The sequence below is a fragment of the Streptomyces sp. SID8352 genome (assembly GCF_009862265.1).
Lineage (GTDB): Bacteria > Actinomycetota > Actinomycetes > Streptomycetales > Streptomycetaceae > Streptomyces.
Window position 1 is genome coordinate 77,534 of the sequence record NZ_WWGX01000022.1, and the last position, 25,761, is coordinate 103,294.

23 protein-coding genes are annotated in these 25,761 nt (G+C 75.9%); 10 read left to right on the forward strand and 13 right to left on the reverse strand.

Annotated elements, in window-relative coordinates:
- Nucleotides 1–44: 44 nt before the first annotated feature.
- From GTY84_RS05700 to GTY84_RS05715, 4 genes are all read right to left on the reverse strand, one after another.
- Nucleotides 45–497 carry a DoxX family protein gene (locus GTY84_RS05700; protein WP_161224996.1) on the reverse strand — a complete coding sequence of 151 codons (453 nt, stop codon included), beginning with the start codon at nt 495–497 and terminating at the stop codon, nt 45–47.
- 279 nt (nt 498–776) lie between these two features.
- Nucleotides 777–989: a DUF397 domain-containing protein gene (locus GTY84_RS05705; protein ID WP_161224997.1), complete on the reverse strand. Its 213-nt coding sequence runs from the start codon at nt 987–989 to the stop codon at nt 777–779.
- A 148-nt stretch (nt 990–1,137) separates the two neighbouring features.
- Nucleotides 1,138–1,347, reverse strand: a complete 210-nt coding sequence (locus GTY84_RS05710; protein WP_161224998.1) for a DUF397 domain-containing protein — start codon at nt 1,345–1,347, stop codon at nt 1,138–1,140.
- Nucleotides 1,344–2,183: a helix-turn-helix transcriptional regulator gene (locus tag GTY84_RS05715; protein ID WP_161224999.1), complete on the reverse strand. Its 840-nt coding sequence runs from the start codon at nt 2,181–2,183 to the stop codon at nt 1,344–1,346. The genes GTY84_RS05710 and GTY84_RS05715 overlap by 4 nt, the downstream gene beginning before the upstream one ends.
- Before the next feature lie 111 nt (nt 2,184–2,294).
- Here GTY84_RS05715 and GTY84_RS33510 point away from each other — a divergent pair, with 111 nt between their 5' ends.
- From GTY84_RS33510 to GTY84_RS05730, 4 genes are all read left to right on the forward strand, one after another.
- A complete protein-coding gene (locus tag GTY84_RS33510; protein WP_237532083.1) occupies nt 2,295–2,540 on the forward strand; it encodes a hypothetical protein in 246 nt (81 codons plus the stop codon).
- A complete protein-coding gene (locus GTY84_RS05720; RefSeq protein WP_161225000.1) occupies nt 2,537–3,034 on the forward strand; it encodes a hypothetical protein in 498 nt (165 codons plus the stop codon). The genes GTY84_RS33510 and GTY84_RS05720 overlap by 4 nt, the downstream gene beginning before the upstream one ends.
- The gene (locus GTY84_RS05725; protein ID WP_161225001.1) at nt 3,025–3,480 is read left to right on the forward strand and encodes a hypothetical protein; all 456 of its coding nucleotides are present in this window, start codon (nt 3,025–3,027) and stop codon (nt 3,478–3,480) included. Before GTY84_RS05720 ends, GTY84_RS05725 begins: the two co-directional genes overlap by 10 nt.
- A gap of 227 nt (nt 3,481–3,707) precedes the next feature.
- Nucleotides 3,708–4,835 carry an adenosylhomocysteinase gene (locus GTY84_RS05730; RefSeq protein WP_161225002.1) on the forward strand — a complete coding sequence of 376 codons (1,128 nt, stop codon included), beginning with the start codon at nt 3,708–3,710 and terminating at the stop codon, nt 4,833–4,835.
- 136 nt (nt 4,836–4,971) lie between these two features.
- On the opposite strand, the gene GTY84_RS05735 is transcribed toward GTY84_RS05730, so the two are convergent.
- On the reverse strand, nt 4,972–5,616 hold the full coding sequence (locus tag GTY84_RS05735) for an HNH endonuclease family protein (RefSeq protein ID WP_161225003.1): 645 nt from the start codon (nt 5,614–5,616) through the stop codon (nt 4,972–4,974).
- Between the two features lie 798 nt (nt 5,617–6,414).
- Here GTY84_RS05735 and GTY84_RS05740 point away from each other — a divergent pair.
- A complete protein-coding gene (locus GTY84_RS05740; RefSeq protein ID WP_161225004.1) occupies nt 6,415–6,996 on the forward strand; it encodes a TMEM165/GDT1 family protein in 582 nt (193 codons plus the stop codon).
- Between the two features lie 1,056 nt (nt 6,997–8,052).
- On the forward strand, nt 8,053–8,715 hold the full coding sequence (locus GTY84_RS05745; protein WP_202549972.1) for an HAD-IA family hydrolase: 663 nt from the start codon (nt 8,053–8,055) through the stop codon (nt 8,713–8,715).
- 83 nt (nt 8,716–8,798) lie between these two features.
- On the opposite strand, the gene GTY84_RS33515 is transcribed toward GTY84_RS05745, so the two are convergent.
- Nucleotides 8,799–9,680: a peptidoglycan-binding domain-containing protein gene (locus GTY84_RS33515; RefSeq protein ID WP_345943351.1), complete on the reverse strand. Its 882-nt coding sequence runs from the start codon at nt 9,678–9,680 to the stop codon at nt 8,799–8,801.
- A gap of 1,387 nt (nt 9,681–11,067) precedes the next feature.
- Between GTY84_RS33515 and GTY84_RS05755 the strand changes: the two genes are divergently transcribed.
- Nucleotides 11,068–13,122: an MDR family MFS transporter gene (locus GTY84_RS05755; RefSeq protein WP_161225006.1), complete on the forward strand. Its 2,055-nt coding sequence runs from the start codon at nt 11,068–11,070 to the stop codon at nt 13,120–13,122.
- A gap of 82 nt (nt 13,123–13,204) precedes the next feature.
- Here GTY84_RS05755 and GTY84_RS05760 read toward each other — a convergent pair whose 3' ends face one another.
- A complete protein-coding gene (locus GTY84_RS05760; RefSeq protein WP_202549973.1) occupies nt 13,205–13,714 on the reverse strand; it encodes a GNAT family N-acetyltransferase in 510 nt (169 codons plus the stop codon).
- A 536-nt stretch (nt 13,715–14,250) separates the two neighbouring features.
- Between GTY84_RS05760 and GTY84_RS05765 the strand changes: the two genes are divergently transcribed.
- Entirely contained in the window at nt 14,251–14,679 is a 429-nt protein-coding gene (locus GTY84_RS05765) for a hypothetical protein (RefSeq protein ID WP_161225008.1), read from the forward strand.
- Between the two features lie 181 nt (nt 14,680–14,860).
- On the forward strand, nt 14,861–15,253 hold the full coding sequence (locus tag GTY84_RS05770) for an FHA domain-containing protein (RefSeq protein WP_161225009.1): 393 nt from the start codon (nt 14,861–14,863) through the stop codon (nt 15,251–15,253).
- Nucleotides 15,254–15,331: 78 nt separating this feature from the next.
- Here GTY84_RS05770 and GTY84_RS05775 read toward each other — a convergent pair whose 3' ends face one another.
- Nucleotides 15,332–16,003 (reverse strand): O-methyltransferase, encoded by a 672-nt coding sequence (locus GTY84_RS05775; protein WP_161225010.1) that lies wholly within the window; start codon nt 16,001–16,003, stop codon nt 15,332–15,334.
- Nucleotides 16,004–16,966: 963 nt separating this feature from the next.
- On the opposite strand from GTY84_RS05775, the gene GTY84_RS05780 reads away from it, so the two are divergent.
- Nucleotides 16,967–19,243 (forward strand): bifunctional glycosyltransferase 87/phosphatase PAP2 family protein, encoded by a 2,277-nt coding sequence (locus GTY84_RS05780; RefSeq protein ID WP_345943352.1) that lies wholly within the window; start codon nt 16,967–16,969, stop codon nt 19,241–19,243.
- On the opposite strand, the gene GTY84_RS05785 is transcribed toward GTY84_RS05780, so the two are convergent.
- The 5 genes from GTY84_RS05785 to GTY84_RS05805 form a co-directional block, all read right to left on the reverse strand.
- Nucleotides 19,197–20,759 (reverse strand): hypothetical protein, encoded by a 1,563-nt coding sequence (locus GTY84_RS05785; protein ID WP_161225382.1) that lies wholly within the window; start codon nt 20,757–20,759, stop codon nt 19,197–19,199. The two genes, GTY84_RS05780 and GTY84_RS05785, sit on opposite strands and share 47 nt — an antisense overlap.
- A gap of 262 nt (nt 20,760–21,021) precedes the next feature.
- The gene (locus GTY84_RS05790) at nt 21,022–21,435 is read right to left on the reverse strand and encodes a transglycosylase SLT domain-containing protein (RefSeq protein WP_161225011.1); all 414 of its coding nucleotides are present in this window, start codon (nt 21,433–21,435) and stop codon (nt 21,022–21,024) included.
- A gap of 282 nt (nt 21,436–21,717) precedes the next feature.
- The gene (locus tag GTY84_RS05795) at nt 21,718–22,638 is read right to left on the reverse strand and encodes an ECF transporter S component (RefSeq protein WP_161225012.1); all 921 of its coding nucleotides are present in this window, start codon (nt 22,636–22,638) and stop codon (nt 21,718–21,720) included.
- Nucleotides 22,635–24,344 carry an ABC transporter ATP-binding protein gene (locus GTY84_RS05800; RefSeq protein WP_161225013.1) on the reverse strand — a complete coding sequence of 570 codons (1,710 nt, stop codon included), beginning with the start codon at nt 24,342–24,344 and terminating at the stop codon, nt 22,635–22,637. The genes GTY84_RS05795 and GTY84_RS05800 overlap by 4 nt, the downstream gene beginning before the upstream one ends.
- A complete protein-coding gene (locus GTY84_RS05805; protein WP_161225383.1) occupies nt 24,341–25,495 on the reverse strand; it encodes a CbiQ family ECF transporter T component in 1,155 nt (384 codons plus the stop codon). Before GTY84_RS05805 ends, GTY84_RS05800 begins: the two co-directional genes overlap by 4 nt.
- Nucleotides 25,496–25,761: the final 266 nt, after the last annotated feature.

Genomic DNA, 25,761 nt, shown 5'->3' on the forward strand with positions numbered 1-25,761 from the left:
CCCGGCCCTTGGGGGTGCGGCACCGCCGTGTGCGTGCCGTGCGGTCAGGCCGCTATCGGCGTCTTCCCGGCACGGTTCTCCTGGGTGGCCGCCCTGCGGGCGAACACCCGGTCGACGCCGAGCGCGCCCGAGCCGGTGAAGACCAGCAGCAGGAACGTCCAGCAGAACATCGCGGACGCCTCACCGCCGTTCTCCATCGGCCAGAGCGCGTCCGGCTGGTGCACCTTGAAGTAGGCGTACGCCATGGAGCCGGACGCGACGACCGCGGTGACGCGGGTGCCGAGGCCCACCATCACGAGGACCCCGCAGACGAGCTGGATGACGGCCGCGTACCAGCCCGGCCAGGTGCCCGCCTGGAGGGTGCCGCCGTTGGTGCCCGCGGCACCGCCGAGGACGCCGAACAGCGAGGCGGCGCCGTGGCAGGCGAAGAGGAGCCCGACCACGATGCGGTACAGGCCGAGGGCGTAGGGCGCCGAGGTGTCTAGACGTTGGGACATGCGAATGGAGCTCCTTCGGTCGGCTGGCCCGGGGAGGCCGGCTGGGGGGACGGAACCGAGTGAGCTGTTCACGTTAGGGGTGCCTAACTAATGCTTGCAAGTTCAACATTCAGCCAAGAATTCGCTGGTGGTGAGGGGGGTCGCGGAGTGCGTAATCATGATTGGGAGCGCTCCCAGAGTGAGGATCGCGGCCGGCTCGATGGCCGAAACGCATCTGTCCGTCCGGCGGGAACGGCGAGGGTGCCCGTCGTCCCGGGCGCCGGGGGAGCCGCCGCCGGGTCAGCGCGTGCGCCGCGCGCCCGCGCGCAGGCCGCTCACGAAGGCGGAGAAGGCGGCGGCCGGGAAGGTGAGCACCGGGCCGTCCTGAACCTTTGAGTCGCGGACGGGGATCGTGCCGTGCGAGGGGGCGAGGTTGGTGGCCACCTCGACGCAGTTGCCACCGTTGTTGCTGTACGAGGAGGTCTTCCAGCGGGGGGTGCGGGGCGTCGTCATGGGGTGCCCTTTCGGAACGGTTGCCGCTGGGGTGCTTCGGCGTGCTTCCGATGGTAGGGCGCCGACGGGGGCGTTGCGGAGGTGCTTTCGGGGTGCGTGTGACGGCCCCGCCGCTCCGTGGGGAGGGGCGGGGCCGTCGGGCGGTGCGTCAGACGGCGCCGGGCCCGACCGCCTTGAGGCCGTTCACGAACGAGGAGAAGGCGGCGGCCGGGAAGGTGAGCACCGGGCCGTCCTGAACCTTTGAGTCGCGGACGGGGATCGTGCCGTGCGAGGGGGCGAGGTTGGTGGCCACCTCGACGCACTGCCCGCCGTTGCCGCTGTAGGAGGATGTGTGCCAACAGGGGGTTTCGGTCGTCAAAACATACCCTTTCGTGCTCTTTCGATCATGGCCACTGAATCTGCCTGGGACGGTGCCTCGGCCTGTAGTTGATGGTAGGCCGCCAGCGTGGGGAGTACGAAGGCGCTTTCCCGTTCAAGATGGCCCCGCTGCGATGACTCCGCGTACGACATCAAGGAGCGGTCCGGCATCGTGAGCACGGTGATGGGCAGGCTGAACGGCCGACGCGCGCCCATTGAGAACGGTGCGACCTGCAACACCGTGTTCGGCATCTGGGCGAACTCAAGTAGGCGTTCGTACTGGGCATTCATGACATCGGCCGTCCCCATCGGCCGACGAATGCAGCCTTCGTCGAGGACAGCGAAGAGCTGTGGGGCGGTGGGCCGCGAGAGCGTTGCCTGTCGCCGAAGCGCCAGATCCACTCGTTCCCTGGCCTGGGCGGCGGTGATGGCGCCTCGGCGCACCGCATCCGCTTCAAGGGTGGCGGCGTACTCCGGAGTCTGGAGCAGCCCAGGGATCACGCCGACTTCGTAGAGTCGAATCTCCGCTGCCCGGCCCTCGTGTGCGACGTACTCCGGGAACCCTTCGAGTAATGAGCCGTGCCGCATGTCCCGCCACTCCTGTTCGAAGGAATCAGCTGAGTTGCTGAAGCTGAACACCTGATCGAGCTTGCGTGAGAAAGGGAGGGTTGGCGGTTTGCGGGCAGTTTCAATGGCCGAGATGTGCTGGCTTGAGTAGGCGACTCGGGCGGCCAACTCGTCCTGCGTCCAGCTTTGATCCTCCCGTGACTTGCGTACACGCGCACCATAGGCGGCTGCGGGGCTGCTCTCCGGGGACAGCGTCTTGCGATTGACCATGTTGGCTCAACCCTTCCTTCGGATGTGGTCAGTTGAAGGGTTCTCGACTCTAGGTCACTCTGAAGCCGCTTGGTAGCGGAGTCGCTACGGAGAGGAGTGGTCGTGCCGTGTATGTGTGGGTTGATCCGCCCTCCGGAGCCGCCCGAACCCCCGGCCGTGGGAACGCACGTGGTGGACGCGTGGGACAGGGTCGGGGAGTTCCGGGGGGAGTGGGCCGGGTTCTGGAACCTGAGGCCCCCGGCGGGCGGCAGGGAGTGGAGCGTGCGGCCCGAGGACACGCGGCCCGCCAGTCCGGAGCAGTGCCTGCGGGCCAAGGCCGCCCGTGCGAACGCCCGGAGCCGGGGGGAGGTGCTGTGATCCGCCCGTGCGGCGGTCCCCCGGCCGAGCCGCCGGGCTACTGGGCGGAAGTGGTCGCGCGGGGGCCGGTGTGCGGCACGGGGGAGAGCGCCCGGCATGTGCTCGGCACCTTCCGGACCCTCTCGCCGGTGCTGGCGCTGCGCTGGCTCCGCGGGCAGGCGCGGCGGATCGCGGACCGGATCGACCCGGACCCGGCACGGTCGGAGTGGGCCGGACGGGTCGTGCGCGCGACGGCGCGGTCGGAGCCCGACTGCCCTGCGGAGCTGCGCCGTTGGGCCGGGGACGTGGCCGGGGAGCGCGCGGCGCGGGAGCGCGTCAAGGGCGGTCGGCCGCTCTCGGTCACCTTCGCGGACCTGGACTGCGCCTACACGCTGACCGTCGGTCCCGTCCCGCCGGGCGGCACCGCGCCGCGCGCTCCCGGGACCCCGCGGAACGGCGCCCCGCCGTCCCGGACCGCGTGCCCGCCGCCGACGGGGGAGGGCGCATGGGCGTAGCGGAGGCGCGCCGCCCGACCCCCGCCGAGCGGGCCGCGGCGCGGCAGGCCGCGCGGGCCGACCGCGAGGCGATCGTGCGCCGCTACCGGGCACGGGAACCGGTGCGGCGCATCGCCGCCGGGTACGGCGTCACCGACGCCTGGCTGACCCGGCGGCTGCGCGACTGGGGCGTCACTCCGCGCCGCGGGTACGAGGCCCACGCGCACCGCCGGTCCGCCGGCCGGGTCTTCCGGGGCCGGCCCCTGACCCGGCGGACCGCCGCCGAAGTGCGGGCGGCGCGCGACCTGTTCATCGCCGCACGCGACGAGGCGGTCCGCCGCTACCGTTCCGGCGAGGTCTCCGCCGCCGGTCTCGGGCGCGAGTTCGGGGTCCATCCCGCCTGGGTCGGCAGACGCCTGGCGGAGTGGGGCGCGCGCGAGGCCCGGCCCCGGCCCCGCCCGCGCTGACACCCCGCCCGCCCCGACGCCCGTCCCGTATGCGCCGCGTACGGGCGGACGCAGCCGTCCGCATCCCCGTACCGACGCTTTCGTACCGCCCCGCCGTACGCCCGCCCCGCGCCGTACCGGAGCCACCGCGCTCCGTACCGGTGAACCGCCGAACCGCCGGACCCCCGCCGTCCCGTACCGGACAGTGGGGGGCGGCCCGTCCCGACCCGACCGAGGAGAGGTGCCCCATGGACATCCGGGAACGCACACGGCTCGACGCCTACTTCGCCCATGTGGCACGGGAGTTCACGATGCCCGAGCCGCCGCCGTCCGCCGTGCTGGTCACGCCGCTGCTGCCCGAGCACCCTCCGTTCGTCAGAGCGGTCGGCGCCGTCTCGCGGCTGCGCGCCGTGCTGCCGGGTCCGGATCCGGCCGACGGCCTCGCCCACCGCGAGGTCGAACGCGCCTTCGCCGTCGACGAGCTGGCTCGCGACCGGCTGGCCGACCCGGACACCGCCGTCACCTACCTGGAGGCGCGGGCGGCGGGCGAGCGGGTCGTGCTGCTGGACGCGGGCGGCCGGTTCGCGTCCTCGCTCGACGCGCTGTGCGAGCGGTTCAGCGGCACCGTGCTCGGCGTCGTCGAGTCCACCGGCGGCGGCCACGACCGCTACGCGGCACGGACCGCGCTGCCCTGCCCGGTGGTGTCCGTCGCCCGGTCCCCGCTGCGGGAGCCGGAGAACTACCTGGCGGGGCACTCCATGGTCTCCTCGGCGGAGGACCTGCTGAGGGGCCGGGGGGACACCCCGCACGGCATCCGCGCCCTGCTCCTCGGCTTCGGCGGGCCCGGTGGCCACGCGGCCCGGCTGCTGCGCGGCCGGGGGGTGCGCGTCACGGTGCACGACACCGACCCGGTGGGCCGCACCCGGGCCCTCGCACAGGGGTTCGGCGTCGTCGAGGACCGGGACCGCGCGCTCGGCGCGGCCGGGCTCGTGCTGTGCTCCACGGGGGCGCACCGCCTGGGCGGCGCGGAGGCCGCCGGGCTGCGGAACGGCACGCTGGTCGCCTTGCTGTCCGCGCCGGAGGGCGGCCAGGGGCCGTACGCGCCGCCGGAGGGCTACGCCCGGTACGGCGCGGCGCGGCACATCACCCGCTACGAGAGGGCCGGGCACCACTTCTACGTGCTGGACGCGAGCGGGGTCACCGCCGCGCCGCGCGGGGCGCGGGCCCGGCGGTTCCGGACCCTGGTGCAGGCCGAGGCCATCGCGGGGCTGCGGGCGCTGGCCCGGGACGGCCTGGAACCGGCCCTGCACGAGGTGCCCGCGGCGGACCGGGCCGGGATCGCCGGTGTCTGGCTGTACCACTTCGGCGACCGGTGACGGTGGCGGTGCCGTGCGGTCCGGCGCGGTCCGGTGTCGCCGGGCGCCGTGCGCGCGGGTCGGGGCCCGGCGGCCCCGTGCCCGGCGGTCCCGGGGCGCGCGGACGGCGGCCCGGGACCGGGGCGGGGGAGCGGCCTCAGCAGCCCGCGAGGTACGACTGGAGCGCGGACTTCTCGGCGGAGTCGACCGAGAGGTCGTAGTAGTACTTCACCTGGACCCAGGCGCGCACATAGACGCATCGGTAGTCGGAGCGCGAGGGCATCCACTCCGCCGGGTCCTTGTCGCCCTTGGCCTGGTTGACGTTGTCGGTGACGGCGATGAGCTGGGGACGGGTCAGGTCGTTGGCGAAGGACTGGCGGCGGGCGGTGGTCCAGGAGCCCGCGCCGGAGTCCCAGGCCTCGGCGAGCGGCACGACGTGGTCGATGTCGAGGTCGGAGGCGGCGGTCCAGGTCGCACCGTCGTAGGGGGAGTACCAACTGCCCTTGACGGAGGCGCAGGCGGCGTCGGTGACCACGCCCGAGCCGTCGCGCTTGAGGACCGTCTCCCGGGTGTTGCAGGTGCCGGACTGGGTGATCCAGTGCGGGAACAGCTCGCGCTTGTAGCCGGTGCGGTTCTCGGTGGCCACGGTGAGGGAGGCGAGGTAGGAGCGGGCGGTGGCCGCGCTCACCGGGGTGGGGAGGGCGGCGGAGGCGGCCGGGCCGTTGAGGAGGCCGGCCGAGGCGATGAGTCCGGTGAGGGCGGCGAGGACACCGAGCCGTCGACGCGCGTAGAATCTGGACATGCGAACTCCCTTGTGGTGTGGGGGTGTTGGGGCGCGGGCGTGGGGAATGCTCGCGTTGCCGCATGGCGCACGGATGTGCGGCTGGTTAGACGGTAGTGACGTGTACATGACACGTCTACGGCCCCGGCGGGACTTCACCGCATCGGGGCGTTCCCCGCGCTGGTGTTCCCGGGGGGCCGGGACGGCCGCCCCGTCCGCCGCCCCGGGGCCAAGGACGGGTGGTCCCGGAGGTGTGGGAGCGGCCCGGCGGCGGCTCGCCGGTGCCGCCCGGGAAGTCCACGACGCCGCCCGTCCGCCGCGCTCGCCCGGGGCCGTCCCGGTGTGCCTGGCGCTGATGCCTTCCCCGGCGGGGGAGGGGCGGCGAACGGGGTCCCCGCCCGGGGGCCCGCGCGGTGCCGTCGGGCCCGGTGCCGGGGGCGCGCCGTCCGCGCCGTCGGGGCCGTCCGTTCCGTCAGGGGGTGCAGGGGGCGCCGGGTGCCGTCGGGGCCGTCCGGCGGTGTGCCGGGAGAGGCGCCGCGTGCCGGTGACCAGGGGGGACCGGGCTTCTGCCGGGGGCTTCGCGTACCATGGGCGACGCAGAAGGGGAGTAGCTCTTCGCCGGACCGTCGACATACTGCTCAGCCAGCCTGAGCCGGCGCCCGGAGGCGGCCCTCGGACACGGGGTCCGCCAGCGAGACCTTCGGCAAGCAGTGCAGACCCGTGCCGAGCAGCGCGGGCATCAGTGTGCTGCCGTGCCGAGGTGTCTTGCGTGCGAGGCCAATACTCTCGGCGGGGCGGCCCCGACCGATTGAGGACCCCTTGATCAGCATCACCGTGACGGCGCTCGTCTTCGGCGTCGTCTTCCTCGCGGAACTCCCGGACAAGACCGCGCTCGCCGGGCTCGTCCTCGGCACCCGCTACCGCGCGTCGTACGTCTTCGCCGGTGTCGCCGCCGCCTTCACACTGCACGTGGTGCTCGCCGTGGCGGCGGGCAGCGTGCTGACCCTGCTGCCGCAGCAGATCGTGCAGGCGGTGACCGGCGTACTGTTCCTGGGCGGCGCCGCGATGCTGCTGATGAAGAAGGACGACGAGGAGGAGTCCGTCCGCAAGCCGGAGGACCAGTCCTTCTGGAAGGTCGCCGGGGCCGGCTTCATGCTCATCCTGGTCGCGGAGTTCGGCGACCTCACGCAGATCATGACGGCCAACCTCGCCGCCCGCTACGACGACCCGCTCTCCGTGGGTCTGGGCGCGGTGCTCGCGCTCTGGTCGGTGGCCGGGCTCGGCATCGTCGGCGGCAAGGCGCTGATGAAGCGGGTGCCGCTGGCCCTGATCACCAAGATCGCCGCCCTGCTGATGCTGGGCCTCGGCGTGTGGAGCCTGTGGGAGGCGGTCACCGGCTGACGCGGACCGGCCCGCGGGTCGGCGGGGCCCTGACCGGTGGTGCCCGGCCTTCCCGGCGACTGCCGGGCCTGCCCGCGGGGCCCGGCCCGGCGGCCCGTCCGGATCGGTGGTGCTTGCCCGCCCGGCGGCTCGCGGCCCACCCCGCGGGCCACCCGCCCGGACCGGGTCACCGTCGCCCGGCGGCTCGCCTGCCCGGCGGCTCGCGGCCCAGCCCGCAGGCCACCGGCCCGGACCGGCTCACCATCGCCCGGTGACTCGCCTGCCCGGTGACTCGCCCGCCCGGTGGCGCGGTGCCTCCGTCCGTGTGCGTCCGGCTCCTGGACGTACATCCGTCCCGCCGCGTACGTCCGGGGGACCGGAGCCGTCCGGACGTACGCGGTGGGACGGGGCCACGCGCGACGACCCCGGCGGCTTTGGCCCGCACCCGAGAGGGGTGGGGCCCGGCCCTCCGGAACGCCCCGGGGGTATCCCGGATGGTTTCCCGGGGGCATCCCGGGGCCCTCGGGGTGTCCGTGGCCGTTCCGGGCTCCTTCGGGTCCTCGGGCCTCCCTGGGGGGATCCCCCGGGCTCCTTCGGGCCCCCCGGGCTCCCTCGGGCCGCCCCAGGTCTCCCCGGGCGCCCCTCAGGTCACCCGGGCAACCCCCCGGGGCGCCTCCTGGGGGTCACCCGGGCAACCTCAGGAGGCACCCCGGGCTCCTGGGTTGCCTGTAGTCGTTCCGGGCCCTCCGGGTCACCCCGGGCCTCCTCGGCGTGGCCCCCGGGCCCTCCGGGTGACCCCGGGCCTCCTCGAGGCGACCCGAGCCCCTCAAGGTCGCCCCGGGGCGCCCCGGGGCGCCCCGGGCCCCTCCGGGCCGCCCCGGCGGGCGACCGCCGCCGTCCGCCGGGGCCGGAGGGCGGCGCACCGTGCCCGGCAGGCGTACGGAGCGTGAATCCGCCGACCGGTGCTGGCGCCTGGGCGGGAGCTTTTGTACCGTGGGGAAACAAAGTGGTTCCGCCCGTTTTCCCTGACCGGCGGGCGGGACCGCTTGCTCACACCCCGTGCTCTGGAGTCTGCCGATGACGGCCACCACCGTGTTCACCGCCCGTGCCCTGCTGCTCGACATGGACGGCACGCTCGTCAACTCGGACGCCTCCGTGGAGCGCGTCTGGCGGCGCTGGGCCGACCGGCAGGGGCTCGACGGCGACGAGGTGATCGGCGTCGTCCACGGGCGACAGGGCTACGCCTCCATGGCGATACTGCTCCCGCACCGGCCCATGGCGGAGAACCACGCCGACAACGCGCGGATGCTCGCCGAGGAGACCGCCGACACCGAGGGCGTCGTCCCCGTTCCCGGCGCCCCCGAGTTCCTGGCCTCGCTGAGCGGGTTGCCGCACGCCCTGGTGACCTCCGCCGACGTGGGGCTGTCCACCGCGCGGATGGCCGCCGCCGGGCTCGCGCTGCCCGAGGTCCGGGTCACCGCCGAATCGGTCGGCGCCAGCAAGCCCGACCCCGAGGGCTTCCTCAAGGGCGCCGCCGAGCTGGGCATCGCCCCCGCCGACTGCGTGGCCTTCGAGGACTCCGGCGCCGGGATCGCCGCCGCCCGCGCCGCCGGGATGCGCGTCGTCGGCATCGGCCCCCGGGCCGCCGCCCACGGGCCCGACGTCGTCGTGGACGACCTGACACGGGTGCGCGTGGAGCAGGGCGCCGAGCCCGGCACGCTGCGCCTCACCATCGGCTGACGCCCGGCCCGGTATCCCGACCCGGGCGTGCCACGGCCCCGCCGGTACGGACAGGACCGTACCGGCGGGGCCGTCGCGCGCGGTCAGGGCTCGTGGGTCTCCGACTCCAGCATGGCCCTGGTCGCCGCGCCGTAGACGCCCAGGCCGTCCGAGCCGGTGCCGCGCGCCCACTGGTAGGTGCGCACCGAGTTCTCCAGCTCGTCGCTGTAGGTGCCGTCCGTGGGGCCCACGTACAGGAAGAGCTGGGTCAGGCGCTGCTGGAGCTCCAGCACCTCCGGGCCCCGGTCGCCGAGGCGCAGTCCCTGGCCGCCGCCGGGGCGGTCGCCCGGGTCCCCCTCGAAGCCCGTGCCGGGGTCGGGTGAGGAGGTCGCGGCGGGTTCCGAGGACCGGCCGCCGGACGGGGTGGCCGTCGGGGAGGCGCTCTCGGTGGGGTCGGCCGAGGGGGAGGCGCTCGCGCTGGGCGAGGGCGACGCGGAAGCGGAGGCGGACGGCGCGGGCGCGGCGGGCGGCGGGGCGGTGGTCGCGCTGGGCGAGGGTGACGCCGAGGCGCTGCCCGCCGGTCCGTCGGGCACGCTGGCCCGGATCTCGTCCGGCAGCGCGCCGTTGCGCGACGGCGACTCGTAGGAGAACAGGCCCCCGGCGTACCCGGCGGCCCCCAGCACCACGGCGACCGCGCCGGCCGCCCCGAGCGCCAGCGCCCGGCGCCGTCGGCGCTTCGGCTCGTCGGTGCCCGTCCCGCCGCTTCCGGTGCCGTCCCCGCCGTCGCCGGGGCCGGACGGGAGGCGCACCGCCCGTGTCGCCCCCGTCTCGAAGAGGCGCAGGTCGTGGGCGCTGGGCGATCCGGTGGCCGGCGCGAGCGGCGTGGGCAGCACGGAGGCGGAGGCGGCGTCCGTGCCGTCCGCGCCGGTGGCGGTGCCGGCGGGATGTGCGGCGGGCGGCTCGGTGCCGAGGGCGCGGAGCGCCATGGTGGCCTCCGGGTCCGCCGGGGCGGGCGGCCGGGCGGCGGCGCCCCCGGCCGGGGGGACGGCGCCGGAACGGCCCCGGGAGCCGTCCAGTTCGACGTAGGGGCGGATGCGCAGCGGGTCGAAGTCCTCCGCAGCGGCCGCCTGCTCCGTACGGGTCCGGCGCAGGGCGTCGGCGGCGCGCGGTCCGCACCCGCAGGAGGTGGTGCGGTCCGGCTGCCGGGGCGCGCCGCACTCGGGGCAGAGGTGGTCCCGGCCGGGACGCGGTCCCTGCGGCCCGGGGGCCCCGGGGGCCTGGGGGTGCCGGGGGGTCTGGGCCGGCGGGACGGGCTGCTGCTGGGCCCGGGATGCCTGGGCCCGGGGCTCGGCGGACTCCGGGTAGGCCTCGGAGGCGTGGGGCGCCCGTGCCTGGGGCTGGTGGGGCGACCGGTGCTCGGGGGACGCCTGGGAGGACGGGGGCGCCTGCGGGGCCGGGGCGGTTGACTGCGGCGACGGGCCCGGGTGGGCTGCCGGAGCGGCCGATGACGCGGCGGGTGACGCGGAGGGCTTCCGGGAGGGGAGCGGGGCCTGGGGCGTGCGCCCGGCATGCGGCCGGTGTGACGGGGACGGCGTCTGAGGTGAGTCCGACCCGTGCGCCTCGTGCGACCCAGGAGGTTCGTGCGGTCCCCGCGATCCCTGCGGTCCCTGCGCCTCGTGCGACCGATGAGGCTCGTGCGACCCCTGCAACCCCTGCGACCCCTGCGACCCGTGAGGCTCGTGTGACCCGTGCGGCGTGTGCGACATCTGCGCTGAGTCCTCCCCCTGCGGCTCGTGCGCCGACGCGGGCCGGTGCGCCGCCTCTGAGCGGTCCGGTGCGACCGGCGGGGGCGTGGAGGCCCTACCGGCCCCTTGGCCGGGCCGCGGTCTTCGCTCCTGCCGGGGCTCGCCGGTGTCCGGCGCCGTTCCGGGGGCGGCACCCGCGTCCTCGCGCGCCGCCCAGGCTCCCGGCTCCCGCCGGAGCCCGTCCGGCTGTCCCGTGTCCCGCGGTGGTCCCGCCGACCGCGGTCCGGGCGTGGCCCCGTGCGGCCGGCCGGCCACCGGACGCTCGTGCTGCTCCATGGGTGCTCGTCCCTCCCCTCGCGACTCCCCGCGCGAACTCCAGAGATTATGCAGACCTTCTCCACACTTCGGCGCCCTTGCCCCTGAAACGGCTGCCTCCCGCCCACAAATCGGCGGTGCCCTCTCAGCGGAACGGCGGTCCTCCGCCACCGGAACGGCGCCACCGGCCCCGGCGGCGGCGGTGCACCGGCCCTCGGGGGCGTGGTCCGCGCGGAGGACTGAACGGGCCCAAAGCGGTCATACCGGCCAGGATGGTAGGGCGAAGTGGTCCGAGACACCGGTGGAGGTCCGCATGACCGCTCAGACGCGCGAGGCGCCGGGCCCGGCGCGGCCCGAGGAGGGGGAACACGTCTCCGGCGGTGTGCTCGTCTCGATCGGTGCCCTGCTCCTCGGCATGCTGCTCGCCGCACTCGACCAGACCATCGTGTCGACGGCGCTGCCCACCATCGTCAGCGACCTCGGCGGCCTGGACCACCTCTCCTGGGTCGTCACCGCCTATCTGCTGGCCGCCACCGCCGCCACCCCGCTCTGGGGCAAGCTCGGCGACCAGTACGGGCGCAAGCGGCTGTTCCAGACCGCCATCGTCATCTTCCTGGTCGGCTCCGCGCTCTGCGGCATCGCCCGGTCCATGCCCGAACTGATCGCCTTCCGCGCCCTCCAGGGCCTCGGCGGCGGCGGGCTGATGGTGCTGTCCATGGCGATCGTCGGCGACCTTGTCCCGCCCCGCGAGCGCGGGCGCTACCAGGGACTGTTCGGCGCGGTCTTCGGCGCCACCAGCGTGCTCGGGCCGCTGCTCGGCGGGGTCTTCACCGAGCACCTGAGCTGGCGCTGGGTGTTCTACGTCAACCTTCCCGTCGGTGTCGTCGCGCTCGCCGTGATCGCGGCCGTACTGCACATCCCCCGGCACGCCACCCGGCACGTCATCGACTACCTCGGCACCCTCCTCATCGCCTCCGTCGCCACCTGCCTCGTCCTGGTCGCCTCGCTCGGCGGCACCACCTGGGGCTGGGGATCACCGCAGATCATCGGGCTCGCGGTGCTGGGCGCGGTGCTGGCCGCCGTCTTCGTGGCCGTGGAGCGCCGGGCCGCCGAACCGGTGCTGCCGCTGAAGCTGTTCCGGGTGCGCACCTTCACGCTCGCCGCCGTCATCAGCTTCGTCGTCGGCTTCGCGATGTTCGGCGCGATGACCTATCTGCCGACCTTCCTCCAGGTCGTGCGCGGCGTCAGCCCCACCGTGTCCGGGGTGTACATGCTGCCCATGGTGTTCGGGGTGCTGCTGGCCTCCACCGCCTCCGGCCAGATCGTCAGCCGCACCGGCCGCTGGAAGGTCTTCCCCGTCACGGGCACCGCCGTCACGACCCTCGGCCTGCTCCTGCTGCACCGGTTGGACGAGCACAGCTCGACGGCCCTGATGAGCGCCTACTTCTTCGTCTTCGGCGTCGGGCTGGGCCTCGTCATGCAGGTCCTCGTCCTCATCGTGCAGAACGCCGTGCCCTACGAGGACCTGGGCGTCGCCACCTCCGGGGCGACCTTCTTCCGCTCCATCGGCGCATCCTTCGGCGTCGCCGTCTTCGGCACGATCTTCGCCAACCAGCTGGCCGGCCGGCTCGGCGACGTCCTGCGCGGGGCGCGGCTCCCGCCCGGCGTCTCCGCGGACAGCCTCAAGTCCGACCCGCGCGGCCTCTCCGCCCTGCCGCCCGCACTGCGCCCCGACGCGCTGCACGCCTACGCCTCCTCCATCACCGACGTGTTCCTCTACGCCGCCCCCGTCGCCCTCCTCGGCTTCGTGCTCGCCTGGTTCCTCAAGGAGGACCGGCTGCGCGGCTCGGTGACCGCGCCGGACGGGGCCGAGACCTTCGCCAGCAACCCGGTCGAGCGCTCCTCGCGCGACGAGGTGTGCCGCGCGCTGTCCGTCCTGGGCACCCGGGAGGGACGCCGCGCCGTCTACCGGCGGATCACCGAGCGCGCCGGGTACGACCTGCTGCCCGCGTCGAGCTGGATGCTGCTGCGGATGCGCCGGTACGGCAGCGTGGAACCCGCCGTGCTCGCGGAGCGCAGCCCCGTGCCGCTGGCCGTCGTGATGTCCGCCGTCCGCCAGGTGGAGGAACGGGAGCTGGCCGTCCGCGAGGGCCTCGACCTGACCCTCACCCCGGGCGGCGCCGAGGTGGCGGAACGGCTGGCGCAGGCCCGCGAGGACTCCCTGGCGGAGCTGCTCGGCGACTGGTGGGGCCCGGACCGGCCGACCGATCTGGTGCGTCTGGTCAAGGAGCTGAACAGCGAACTCTGCGGCTCCGAACGGGAGCGCCCGCACAACGGCGACGCGGCGGCGTATCTCGCGCAGGGGTGAGCGCCGGGCCGCGCGCCTGACCCGCGCGCCGGAGCCTGGGGAGGGCGGGGGCGGGGAGGGTGCCCGGGGGCCGGGTCTCCGGTCAGGCGACGGGGTCCGCGGGGGCCAGGGACTTGGCGAACCAGTGCTCGGCGTAGGGGTCGGTGTTGTAGCGCGGGGTCTCCCGGTAGCCGAGCCGGGCGTACAGGGCGCGGGCCTCGACGAGGTCGCTCCGGGTGTCCAGGACCATCCGCACGGCACCGAGGGAGCGCGCCGCCTCCTCCGCCGCCCGGACGAGCAGCGCCGCCCCGCCCCGTCCGCGCAGCTCCGGGAGGACGAAGACCCGGGTCAGCTCGGCCCTGCCCGGGTCCAGCAGCCGCACGCCCGCCGTCCCGGCCGGGGCGCCGCCGTACCGCCCGACCAGCAGCCGCCCCCGGGGCGGGGCGAGTTCGGCGCCGGTCTCCCGGGCGATCTCCCGCTCCAGCTCCGCCGGCGCGGTGGGCCGCCCGGTGCGCGGCAGGTACCAGCGGTCGCTGACCTCCGTGAAGTACGCCCGCCACAGCCGGGCGGCGGCGGGGGAGTCGTGGGGCTCCGGGGCCACGGTCCAGGTCATGACCACCATTCTCGGCACCGGACCGGGGCGCGGCGCAACCGGTATTCCCCGGGCCGGTGCACAGCTTGCGCGCCGATACCGCACTGATCAGGCCACTCTTCCTGCCTGTTCTTGTGCACGCTCGTCGTCCGGAGCCATGGTGTTGACCGTTCGGGGCGGTCCGGACGGCGTCTCGGAGCGTGCGCGGAGAAGCCCGTGCCATGCGTTCGACGGGTCGGCCGCTCGGGCCCGTCGCATCCTTCGGAATCGAGCGGAACGGGGAGAAGCCGTGGCGGACCCGACGGGCACGTCACGGCTGCGGGATCGATCACGGTGACGGTGCGCAGTGAGGGACGAACCATGGGGATCCCCCGACAGGCCGGAGCGGACCCCGGGCGACTACCGGATTCAGTATGTTCATCCGGGAGTGCAGCCGGGAGTGGCTCGGCGGGGACCGCCTGAGCCGGGAGGCGTTCCATCCGAACGACGCGGGCACGAGCGGGTACGCATCGGTGATGCGGGCACGGCTCGGCCAGATCGGTTGCACGGGTTCGTAGATGACACCGCCAAGCAGTGGACGCGGCCGGTCGCTCACCCTGTGGCGGTGGGCGGGCGGCTGCGTCGGCGCGCTGGTCCTGGCGGCGTTGGTCGCCTTCGTCGCCGTCTCCCTGTGGATCGTCTGGGTCGTGAACGCGATCGATGACAGGCTCCGGGTGCCGGACGAGGAACTGCTCGGGAAGATGACGGCGTCGAGCCGCTCCAGACTCGAAAAGGGCCTGATCGACGGGACGCTGTCCGAGGCGGAGATCGCCGACGCGATGAGGGACGCGTCCTCGTGGCGGGACGAACTCGACGGGCTGCCCCCGAGCATCGTCGCGAGGTATCGCGTGGGGGGCACCGATCACTGCTACGCCTTCGTATTCCCCGTCGGGCCGCGCATCGGCGGGACGGTCGAGAGCCGTCCGCTCGGGGACTGCTCCGTGTGACGGTGCGGGCTCCGGGGCGCTCCGGTCCCGGCGTTCCGGAGCCTCCCGGTCCGCCCGGGATCGGGGCCGGTGTCCGGCGGTTTCCGCTCGCTCGTGCACCCGTTGTGCCGGACGGCGTCGTAGCGGCCGTCTATCATGCGGCGGCGACAGGCCCACGTCGGACGTCCCCGAAGGAGCGCACGTGCTGGAACTCACCATGGCCGCCGTCACCGCGGCGGACGCGGGTGCCACGGCCGGCATGCAGATGGCCGAGGCGCCCAGCGAGCCCGGCGCCGTCCTCAGGGTCGGCCGGGACCGGAGCCGGTGCCGGCTGGGCACGCCGGACGACTGGCTGTTCGTCTCCCGCGTCCACCTGGAGTTCCGCTGCGCGCCCGACGGCGGCTGGCACGTGAGCTGGCTGCGCGGCTCCCAGCCCGAGCCGTCCTCCGAGGTGCTGCTCGCCAGCGGGGGCCGGGAGCGGCCCCTGGACTACGGCGGCACCGCGCCCCTGCCCCGGGGCGGCAGCGGCGAGATCGTCGTCCGGGACCGCTCGGAGCCGCGCAGTGTCAACGTCGGCTTCCACCACGAGGTCTGAGCGTTCCACCACGAGGTCTGAGCGCGTCCCCCGCGGCCCGGGCCGCTTCTCCGGCCCGGGTCCGCCGGGGACGGCCGCTCAGGAGGTCACCCGGGCCAGCGCGAAGCCGTCGTAGCCCTTGGCACCCACCGTCTGGACGGCGGTGCCGCTGAGCCTCGGGTGGCCGGCGATCAGCTCGATGGCGGCCCGGGTGCCGAGCACGGCGCCGTCGGTGGCGTCCGGGTCGGCCACGCGCCCGCCGCGCACCACGTTGTCGACGACGATCACGCTGCCGACGGCGGTCAGCTTCAGGGCCCACTCCACGTAGTGCGGGTTGTTGGCCTTGTCGGCGTCGATGAAGACCAGGTCGAAGGGGGGCGGCTGCTCCTCCGCGAGCTTCGGCAGCGACTCCAGCGCCGGGCCCACGCGCACGTCGGCCAGGGCGCCGAACCCGGCACGGGCGAGGTTGGCGACGGCGACCTCGGCGTGCCGGGCGCTGTACTCCAGCGTGACCAGGCGGCCGTCGGCGGGCAGGGCGCGGGCCAGCCAGATGGTGCTGTAGCCGCCGAGGGTGCCGATCTCCAGGATGCGGCGGGCGCCCTGGATCTCGGCGAGGAGCCGGAGCAGCTTGCCCTGGGGTGCGCTGACCGCGATCGGCGGCAGCCCGGCGGCGTCGCTGTCGCGCAGGGCGGCGTCGAGCGCGTCGTCCTGGGGGGAGAGGTGGCGGGTGAAGTAGGCGTCGACGTCGTCCCAGACCTGGGGGTCGCTCATGCCGGGGAAGCCTCCGTGTGTGTGGTTAGCGCGTCTAAGTAGGCGCGCTAATGAATATAGTCCCCGGGTGCGCCGGGTGCGCCGGGTGCGCCGGGTGCGCCGGGTGCGCTGAGCATTCGGTGCGGGCCGGCCGGGCGTCGGACGCCTCCGCCGTGGCCCGCGGCCCCCGCTCGGGTCCTCCGCGACCCCGCCTCGGCGTATGGGCCCCCATGGCCCGCTCGGGTCCTCCGCAGTCCCGCCCGTGTGTGTCCCCACGGCCGCGCTGACGCCCTTCCCGGTCCCGCCTCCGCGTGTAGTCCCACGGCCCTGCTCGCGCCTTCCCGGTCCCGCCTCCGCGTGTGCCCCCGTGCCCCCGCTCGCGCCCTCTCCGGCCCGCCCCCGTGCGAACCGCGGCCCCGCTCGCCCCGCCCGCGCTCCCTCGGCCCTCCTCCGCGCGACCCGCGGTCCCGCCCGCGCCTCCGTGGTCCGGGCCACCGTGCGCCTCCGCGCGGCATCCGGGCACCGTGCCGCGCTGCGCCCCGGGGGGAGCGGTCGTGGGCTCCGGTGTGCCGCTTACGCCCGGTATGCTTTCGTCGCCCGTGGCGTCGGGAGGCGCGCGGCGCGCGGGGCCGTCCCGCCGCGGCGCGGGTGCCGTCCCGTTCCGGCGAGGGTTCCTCCGGCTCGGCGGGGGTCCGTTCCGGTGGGATTCCGGCCCGCCCCGGCCTGTGATCCTGATCGCTCCGCACGGAAGCGGATCAACCGCCTCCGCACTATCGTCGTCCGAACGGACGGCGCCCGGAACGCGGGCGGACGACCGGCCCGGCCGGGCGGAGGCCGGGGAATTCCGGCCGAACACCGGGCACCTGTCAGGTGAGGCGGGGCTGTCCGGGGTCTGTTTCCAGGGGTGGCGCGGCCCTCATTAGGGTTCGCAAGGACAGCACCGCGCACCGGCGCGGTACGAACGGGGCGGGAGGCCGACGCGGCGTGGCGAATGCGGAGCACAACGGACGACCGGCGGATGCCTTCGGCGCCCCGGCCGCCGACCCGGCCCCCGCGCGGCTGCGCACGACACGGCTGGTGCTGTGGCTGCTCGTCGCCCTCCTCGCCGTACGGCAGCTCGCCAGCGTCCTCGGCTCCCCGCGCGGGGAGCGGCTGACGGACCTGGAGACCTGGGTCGGCGCGGGCGGCGTCCTGCACGTCGAGGGCTCGCTCTACGACTCCACCCGGTTCACCGGCACCCCCTTCGTCGGGCTGGTCCTCAAGCCCCTCACCCGCGCGGCCGAGCAGGCCCTCGGCTGGGGCTGGACCTTCGGCTCGCTGCTCCTCGTCGTGGCCCTCGGCCTGGTCGCCGCCCGCGCCCTGCCGCCCCCGGTCGGCCGCCGCACCGCGCTGCTGGCGGCCCCCGTGGCCGTCAGCCTGCTGATGCTCTCGCTGCCGGTCCGCAACGCCCTCTGGCTCGGCCAGACCAGCATCATCCCGGTCCTGCTCGTCCTGCTGGGCTGCTTCACCGTGCGCGGCGAGCGCGCCGGGGGCGTCCTGATCGGCGTGGCCGCCGCCCTCCAGCCCACCCTGCTGCTGTTCGCCCCCCTGCTCTGGTTCACCCGCCGGCGGCACGCCGCCGGAGTCACCGGCGCCGTCTTCGCCGGGTGCACCGCGCTGGCCTGGGCCCTGATGCCCGACGACTCCTACGCCTACTGGGTCCACCACCTGGCCGGGGTCGGGCTGGGCGGCGCGGCCGACGACCTCGCCAACCAGTCGCTGCACGGCGCCCTGCTGCGCCTCGGCATGTCCGGCCCGGCGGAGATCGCCCTCTTCCTCGCCCTCGGCGCCGCCGTCGCGGCCCTCGCCGTGCGCCGCGCCGTGCGCTACGCCCGCGACGGGCAACTGCTGCTCGCGGTCGCCGTCACCGGCTGCGCCGCCGTCGCCGTCTCGCCCACCACCTGGCAGCACCAGCTCCTGTGGGTGCTGCTCGCGCTCGTCGGCCGGGTCGGCAAGCGCGCCTCCGACCGGTACGTGTGGCCCGTCGCCGTCGTCCTCGTGATGACACTGCCCGCGCGGATGATGCTGCCGAACATGGAGGCCGCCCACCCGCTGCGGGACAATCTGGTCCTGCTGGCCGCGCTGGCCGCGGCCGCCGCGGTGCCCTTCCTGGCCCGCACCTCGCCGTACTTCGACGCGCCCGTCCCCACCCGGTACGCGGACCCGGTGCCCGCCCGCCTGCGGCACGTGCCGCTGCTGCCCTTCCTGCGCCGCGTCCTCACCCGCCCCAACCTGCTGCTGGAACTGCTCCTCATCCGGGTCACCTACGCCGCCTACCAGCAGGTCCGGCTGGCCGCGACCGGCGGCAGCAACTCGGCCGGGCGGTTCCGCGCCGAGCAGCACGGGCACCAGATCCTCGACCTCGAACGCGTGCTGCGCATCGACATCGAGTACGCGGTCAACCACGCCGTGGTCAAGATCGACTGGCTGCGGAACTTCTTCGACTTCTATTACGAATCGTTCCACTTCGTGGTGCCGCTGTCGGTCCTGGCCGTCCTGTACTGGCGGCGCCCGGTCGACTACCGCTGGGCCCGCACCGCGCTCGGCTTCACCACCCTGCTGGCCCTGGTCGGCTTCTGGCTCTACCCGCTGGCCCCGCCGCGCCTGATGCCGACCCTCGGCATCATCGACACGGTGCACGGAGTGCAGGACTTCTCCAAGCCCGACTACGGCACGCTGACGGCCCTCACCAACCAGTACGCGGCGATGCCCTCACTGCACTTCGGCTGGTCGCTGTGGTGCGGTGTGGTGATCGCGGTCATCGCGCCGAGGACGTGGATGAAGGCCCTGGGCCTGCTGCACCCGCTGCTCACCGCCTCGGCCATCGTGGCGACCGGCAACCACTGGGTGCTGGACGCGGTGGGCGGCGCCGCCGTGGTCGCCGGAGGCTTCGGGCTGGCCCACCTGTTCCAGGGGCCGAGGGCCCGCACGGCGAGGGACGCGGCGCTCGCGGGTGCCGGAGCCGGTACAGCCACCGGTGCCGGTGCCGGTGCCGCGGCGACCGGAGCACCGGGTGCCGCCGTCGCCGCGCGGGGGACCGCGGGCGGCACCGGCGGAGCCGGCGGGGGAGGCGGCGGCGCGGACCCGTCCGGCGCCGCCACCGCGGGGGAACCCGCCCCCGACGGCGCCCCGGAGCCCGCCCCGGGCGTCCCCCGGCCCGCCGCGGAGCCCCCGCTCAGCAGCGGTTCCCCGGCGCGTTCGGCAGACCGTAGCGGGAGCTGATCCGGTACTCGCCCGCCGCCGGGACGGTCAGCCGGGCGAACTCGCCCTCCCGGGCGAGGCACCCGCCGTCCGCGCGCAGCCACGGCGACCAGGCCACCCGCACCGTGGCCGCGCCGGGGCGCTCCATCCGCACCACCAGCTCCGCGCCGTCGGAGCGGACCAGGGCGCCGGGGGCGGAGACCAGCGGCACCGCGTCGCGCACCCGGTACACCCGCCAGTTCCGGTCCTCCCACACCGGCTCCAGCCAGTCCGGCCGCAGCGCCGCGTCGCCCACCAGCCGGGCCTCCTCCTCGGCGTACCCGTCGGGCCGGGCGAGCGGCAGCACCACGTAGCCGACCGCCCAGCGGTCCAGCCAGGCCCGGTAGGACGCGGCGGAGAAGCTGCCGTCGTAGAAGAGGCGGGCTCGCTCCATGTCGAGCTGGCGGTTCCAGCCGCGGGCCATGTTCACGTGCGGGGCGAGGGTGACCGCCTCGCGGTGGTTGCGGGCGGGGACCACCTCGACACGGGTACGGTCGGAGCCCAGCCGCTCCAGCTCCCGCACGAGGCCCCGGGTGTCGGCGGCCCAGGCCGGGACGTCGGTGGAGACCCGCAGGTCGTCGGCGGTCTTCTTGCCGACCCAGCCGACCGAGAACACCAGCGCGACGACCAGCACCAGGCGCGCCGCCCGCCGCGCCGGGGGAGCGGTGAGCAGGGCGGCCAGCAGCACGGCCGGGGCGAGCAACTCGGCCAGCCGCTCCACGTTGGTGCCCACCGGCGAGGCGATCAGATACGTCAGCACGGTCCCCGCCGCGTACACGGCCCCGCCCCAGCGGGCGGCCCGCCAGGCGGGCGGGGCCAGCAGCGCGACCGTCAGCCCCAGCAGCGCGGGCGGCCAGATCCGGGCCGCGGGCATCAGGTGCTCCCCGGTGAAGGGGAAGAGCAGGGTGGTCAGCCCGACCACGGCGGCCGGCGGCACCAGCAGCACCAGGGCCCGCCCCACCTCCCGGACCAGCAGGTACCCGGCCCCGGCGACGGCGAGGAACAGCCCGGCCACCGGGGAGGCCATGGTCGCCAGCGCCGCGCACCCGGCGGCGGTCACCAGCCGCCGCCGTCCGGTCAGCGCCAGGCAGGCGGCCAGCCCGAGGGCGACCCCGAGGGCGAAGGTGGTCCGGCCCGAGGCGACGTTGCACCACAGGGCCAGCGAGGCCAGCAGCGCGGGCCACAGCGGACGTCGCACCCCCGCCCGCACCAGCAGCGCCGCCGCCAGCCAGGAGGCCGCCAGCCCGGAGGCGACGGTGACCGTCCGCACCCCGAGGAGGGCCATCAGGTACGGGGATATGACGCTGTAGTTGGCGGTGTGCGTGCCCCCGTACCAGAACAGCCCGTAGGCCGACGATCCGTGCCGGGAGGCGAAGTCGGCCCACGCCTGCTGGGCGGCCAGGTCCCCGCCGCCGGTGGCGAGCACGGCCCACCACAGCGCGTACAGCGGCAGCAGGGGCAGGGTGGCGAGGAGCGGGACGCGGTGGCGCTGCCACAGGGTGCGCGGGAGGCCGCGGAGGCGTCCCCCGGTCCGGGACGCGGGCGGCCGGGAGGCGGTGGGCTCGGCAGGGGCCACGGTGGGGAGGTTCCGTTCGGGGTCGTCGGCGGGCACGGCGGGGCACGTGCGGGGACGTCAATTCGAACAGACGCGTCGGTACGCCGAACGGCGGCCCCCCGTCAAACCGGGGGACCGCCGTTCGGCGCGAGTGCGCGGGGACCGGTGGCCGCGCGCGGGGCTCCCGGGCGGGAGCCGGGCCGGGTCAGTACCAGCCGTGGGACTGCCAGAAGGTCCAGGCGTCGCAGGCGCTGCCGTAGCGGTCCTTCATGTAGTCCACGCCCCACTTGATCTGGGTGGCCGGGTTGGTCCGCCAGTCGGACCCGGCGGAGGCCATCTTGGACGCGGGCAGGGCCTGGACCAGGCCGTAGGCGCCGCTGGAGGCGTTGGTGGCGGTGACGTTCCAGCTGCTCTCGTGCTGGACGATCCGGTCGAAGCACTGGTACTCGGCCGCGTTGCCGATCATCTTCTTCGCGGTCGCCTGCGCCGAGGAGGCCGGGGCCGCGGCCTGGGCGGGCGCGGCGGCGATCAGCGTGCCGCAGGCGGCGGCGGCCACGGTGACACCGGCGAGGGCCTTCTTCGGGGCGGTGACACGGCGGAGGAGGGAGACGGCGGTCAAGGCGGTGCCTTTCGTCGGGGTCGGGGGCGTCGGCGCGCACCGTCCGCGTCGCGGCGGCCCGGTACACGTCGGCGCCTCGGCCCGTGGGGGCGTCGGCGCCTGGCGACGGCTCCAGAGAAACAGGCCGGAAGATCCTCCGCAATCACCCCTTTTGCTAGTGGAGTTCGTATGTGGGGTGATGCGTGGTGCTGTGACCCGGCTCTCACCGCCCTGGTCAGAGCGGTGCGCGGAGATCGCGGGGGCGCCCCGGCGGCTACGAGGCGGGATCGTAGGTGAGCCGCGTCACGTGGGGCGGCTCACCCCGCCGGGGCGCCCCGGCGGGCTCGGGGCCTCCCCCGGGCTCCCCGCCGGTCCCTCCCGCCCGTCCGCCCCGCCGGACTCCCCGAAGGCGACCGGCGCCTCGAAGGCCGCCCGCCGGGTGGCCCGGCGCAGCGCCTTCAGCACGGTGGTGCCCAGCGTCAGGGTCAGCACCACCGTCAGCACCGCCCGGCCGCCGTCCCAGCCCAGCGAGGTGGCCAGGCAGTACGCCAGGAAGCGGGCCAGGTTGGCGGAGACCGGCGCGTCCGGGTCGAAGGCGATGTTCGACGACAGGGTGTTCATGAACGTCCAGCCCGCGAGGTTCGTCGCCGTCCCGTAGGCGAAGGACGCCGCGAAGCCGTAGGCGGCCAGCAGGAGCAGCTCCGCGCGGCCCCGCAGCCGGTCGGGGAGGGGCAGCAGGCCCGCGCCCATGGTGAACCAGCCCATCGACAGCATCTGGAACGGCATCCACGGCCCCACCCCGCCGGTCAGCAGCGCGGAGGCGAACATGGTGAGCGAGCCCAGCACGAAGCCGAAGCCCGGCCCGAGGACCCGGCCGCTGAGCAGCATCAGGAAGAACATCGGCTCCAGGCCGCCGGTGCCCGCGCCGAGCGGGCGCAGCGCCGCGCCGGTCGCCGCGAGGACGCCGAGCATGGCCACCGCCTTGGGGCCGAGGCCCGCCTCCGAGATGGTCGCCGCGAGCACCGCCACCATCAGCACCAGCAGCCCGGCGAAGAGCCACGGGGCGTCCTGGGAGTGGGCGTTCAGGGACGCCTCGGGCGGGGCGAGGAAGGGCCAGCCGAGGCCGCCCAGGCCCACCGCGCTGACCAGGACCAGGGCGGCGACGGAGCGGGGGCCCAGCCGGACGGCCCGGACCCGGCGCTCGCGGGGTGCCTCGGCGCTCATGCCAGGGCCCGCCTGACCTGCGCGACCGTCAGCCACTTCCGCGGGGCCAGCACCTTGGCCACCTGCGGTGCGAAGGACGGCGAGGCGACCACCACGTCGGCCGCCGGGCCGTCGGCGATGACCTCGCCCTCGGCCAGCAGCACCACCCGGTCGGCCAGCTCGGCGGCCAGCTCCACGTCGTGCGTGGCCAGCACGATGGCGTGCCCCTCGGCGGCCAGCGCGCGCAGGATCGCGGCCAGCCGCGCCTTGGCCGCGTAGTCCAGCCCGCGCGTCGGCTCGTCCAGCAGGAGCAGCGGCGGGCGGGCGGCCAGCACCACGGAGAGGGCGAGGGTGAGCCGCTGGCCCTCCGAGAGGTCCCGCGGATGGGTGTCGTCGGTGACGCCGGGCAGCAGCCGCTCCAGCAGCGACCGGCAGGTGCCGGGTTCCGCCCCGGCGTCCCGGTCGGCCGCCGCGCACTCGGCGGCGACGGTGTCGGCGTAGAGCAGGTCGCGCGGCTCCTGCGGCACCAGGCCGACCCGGCGCACCAGCTCCCGGGGCGCCATCAGGTGCGGTACGGCGCCGCAGGCGCGGACCGAGCCGGAGGCCGGGGCGACCAGGCCGACCAGCGCGGACAGCAGGGTGGACTTCCCGGCGCCGTTGCGGCCCATCAGGGCGACGGTCTCGCCGGGGGAGACGGTCAGGTCCACCTCGCGCAGCGCCTCGACCCGGTCGCGCCGCACGGCCAGCCCGCGGACCTCGGCCGCGTACCGGGCGGGCCCGTCCGGCGCCCCGCCCGGGGGCCTGCGGCGGCGCAGCCGGGACAGGAGCGGGGTCCGGGCGGCGCGGGCGGGCGGCGGGGCGGCGGACGCGGGGAGGGCGCGGGCCGGGAGGGCGCGGCGCGGCGGCTCCCGGTCGGCGAGCCGGGCCCGCAGCGGGGCCGCCCGGCGGCGGGCGTCGCGCACCGTCAGCGGCAGCGGCGACCAGTCCGCCAGCCGGCCCAGCTCCACCACCGGCGGGAACACCGGCGACACCGCCATCACCTCGGCCGGGGTGCCCAGCACGGGGGCCGCGCCGGGGGAGGGCAGCAGCACGACCCGGTCGGCGTACTGGACGACGCGCTCCAGGCGGTGCTCGGCCATCAGCACGGTGGTGCCGAGGTCGTGGACCAGGCGCTGGAGGACGGCGAGGACCTCCTCGGCGGCGGCCGGGTCCAGCGCGGACGTCGGCTCGTCGAGGACCAGCACCCGGGGGTGCGGGGTGAGCACCGAGCCGATCGCCACCCGCTGCCGCTGGCCGCCGGAGAGGGTGGCGATGGAGCGGGCCCGCAGGTCGGACAGGCCGAGCAGGTCGAGGGTCTCCTCGACGCGCCGTCGCATCACGTCCGGCGCGAGCCCGAGGGACTCCATGCCGTAGGCCAGCTCCTCCTCGACGGTGTCGGTGACGAAGTGCTCCAGCGGGTCCTGGCCCACCGTGCCCACCACGTCGGCCAGTTCGCGCGGCTTGTGGGTGCGGGTGTCGCGCCCGGCCACGGTGACCCGGCCGCGCAGGGTGCCGCCGGTGAAGTGCGGCACGAGTCCGCCGACCGCGCCGAGCACGGTGGACTTGCCGACCCCGGACGGTCCCGCCAGCAGGACGAGTTCGCCCTCGGGCACCTCGAAGCAGATGCCCCGGACGGTCGGTCCGGCCGCTCCGTCGTAGGTCACGGAGACATCCTCGAAGCGGATCACGACGGCTCCTCGACGGGCTGGGCGGTGGGGGACGCGGAGGCGGTGCCCGGGGCCGGGCCGCGGGCGGCACGGGCGGTGCGGGGAGCGGGCCGGGGCGCGGGGCCGGGGCCGGGCGCGGGGGTGACCAGGGCCGGGAGCAGTCCGAGCAGCACGGCCGCCGCCGGCCACAGCGGCAGCGACGGCGCGACCAGCGGGACCACGCCCGGGTGCAGCGCGTCCGGGGCGCGGACGGAGGCCAGGAACAGCAGCGCGGCGACGGCCGCGCCGGAACCGGCGACCAGGACGGCGCGGACGTCCCAGCGGTCGGGGCGGTAGCGGGTGCGCGGCGAGCGGCGCCCGCCGAGCCACAGCCCGGCGACCGCGGCGGCCACCCCGCCCGCCAGCACCGGGACGCCGTAGGAGCCGCCCGCCGCGGTCATCACCCCGTACGTCCCCGCGCACACGCCGAGCAGTCCCCCCAGGGTGAGGGCGGCGGTGGTGCGGCGGACCCGGGCCGGGACCCGCGCGGTGCGGCCGTAACCCCGGGCGTCCATCGCGGCGGCCAGCGCGACCGAGCGCTCCAGCGCCCCCTCCAGCACCGGCAGCCCCACCTGGAGCAGCCCCCGCACGCCCCGGTCGGGGCGGCCGCGCAGCCGCCGGGCGGCCCGCAGCCGCTGGACGTCGGCGATCAGGCTGGGCGCGAAGGTCAGCGCCACGACCACGGCGACGCCCGCCTCGTACAGCGCGCCGGGCAGGGACTTCAGCAGCCGGGACGGGTTGGCCAGCGCGTTGGCGGCGCCCACGCAGATCAGCAGCGCGGCCAGCTTCATGGCGTCGTACAGGGAGAAGACGAGCGCCTCGGCGGTGACCCGGCCGCCGAGGCGGATGCCCTGTGCCCAGCCGGGCAGCGGGATCTCGGGGAGCGTCACCAGGGTGTGGGCGCCGGGGATGGGGGAGCCGAGGACCACGGTGAACAGGAGGCGGACGGCCAGCACGGCGAGGGCGAGCTTGACGAAGGCACCGTAGGAGCGGGACCAGGGGGTGTGCGGGCGGCGGGTGGTGACGACGTAGGCGGAGACGGCGACGAGCAGCGCCAGCAGCAGCGGGTTGGTGGTGCGGGTGGCGGCGGTGCCCAGGCCGAGCGCCCAGAGCCACCAGGCGCCGGGGTGCACGGAGACCGGGGGGCGGCGGGGGCCGGGGGCGCCGGTTCCGGGGGTGCGGCGTCCGGGCTGCGGGGCGCGGGGGCCCGAGGCGCGGAGTTCCGGGGCGGTGGGGGCGGTGCGGGTGCCGGTGCCGGGCGTGCCGGCGCGGGCGCCGTTCACGGGCGCGGTGGTGCCGGTGCGGGAGCCGTTCCCGGCGGCGGGGGGCCGGGGGCCGGGCGCGCGGAGGCCGGGGGCGGCACCGGGCGGGGTGGCGCGAGGGCGGCTGTCCGCGCCCG